Raw genomic sequence first — 344 nt, forward strand, 5'->3', positions numbered from 1 at the left:
AGGTGAAAAAAAGACCTAGATGCGCTAGCATCAAAGTTTTTATCCACCGCCAAAGTGAGATTGCAACCATGAACTATACACATCTAAGCCTAGGGGAACGATACCAGATTTATGCCCTGATAGGGGCAGAACATAGTATTAAATTTATAGCTCGAGCATTAGGCAGAAGTCCCAGCACCATATCAAGAGAGATCAGACGCAATAAAAGCCTTCGAGGTTATCGGGTTAATCATGCTCATAACAAGGCTTGTGACAGACGAGCAAACAACGCCGTCACTATTATTACTGATATCTGGTGTTGGGTTACAGACAAGCTAAAAGACAGCTGGAGTCCTGAACAAATA

General features: G+C 42.4%; 1 protein-coding gene. It reads left to right on the forward strand.

The window, feature by feature from the left end; all coding sequences use genetic code 11:
• Window positions 1-68: 68 nt before the first annotated feature.
• Window positions 69-344: transposase (locus ACT3TU_RS14400; RefSeq protein ID WP_444784550.1), on the forward strand; the 276-nt coding region annotated here is incomplete at its 3' end.

Origin of the sequence: Psychrobacter sp. AOP3-A1-26, from assembly GCF_052378235.1 — a bacterium.
GTDB lineage: Bacteria > Pseudomonadota > Gammaproteobacteria > Pseudomonadales > Moraxellaceae > Psychrobacter.